Consider the following 742-nt stretch of genomic DNA (forward strand, 5'->3'; position numbering starts at 1 on the left):
ACGTATAGGAAGAATAAACGCCCTTTTCACCCAAGTCCAACAGCTTTGGACCGCAGTTGACTCTTTCGACACCCCTGCGATGCAACCCAATCCGGCTGACGGGGAGCCAGCAACGCTGAAAATTTACCCTCCTCTTTCCCACTAGCGGCTCCTTTTCCGACAACCAGCACGGCGGATCCCTGCCGCGGCGCTGTGAACGCAGCATTTTGATTGGTATCGTTGGCCTTCAGGCTCGTCAGTCAAACAGACCCAGGAGCAGCTCAGCCGGTGGCGCCCGGCTTTCGGGTAACGCCCTGGTCCCGCTGGTTTCGGCTTTGTGCTTCAGGTGATCAAGGATCTGCTTGATCACTATAGGGTCTTCAATGCAGGCGATGACTTTCATGGCGCCGCCGCAGCCGCTGCAGGTCTCGATGTCGATATTGAAAACACGCTTGAGCCGTTGCGCCCATGTCATCGACGCTCGCCGTTGTGCTGGTGTTGCCGGTTCATCAGCCACCCTGACCTTGTTGCCCCTGCCCCGTTTTGCCGGCGTGACCAACGCCCGGTGCCGACTGTTGGGTGCGAACACCCCGTGGAAGCGGGTTAGGTTGACTCTGGGCTTCGGTACCAGGGCGGCCAGCCTTGCAATGAAATCCAATGGTTCGAAAATGACGTGCGTGGTGCCGTCCCGGTACGGCGTCTTGAGCTGGTAGCGCACGTTGCCGCCTCGTGTTAACGACAGCCGCTTCTCGGATACCGCCGG

At 59.2% G+C, this 742-nt stretch carries 1 protein-coding gene; it reads right to left on the reverse strand.

Features of this window, described 5'->3' with window-relative positions; genetic code table 11:
- Positions 1-235 precede the first annotated feature (235 nt).
- On the reverse strand, positions 236-742 hold a 507-nt coding region (locus J9893_RS16080), incomplete at its 5' end, for a transposase (protein ID WP_031971774.1).

Origin of the sequence: Aeromonas sp. MaB10011B (genome assembly GCF_017939325.1) — a bacterium.
GTDB classification, from domain to species: domain Bacteria; phylum Pseudomonadota; class Gammaproteobacteria; order Enterobacterales; family Aeromonadaceae; genus Aeromonas; species Aeromonas caviae.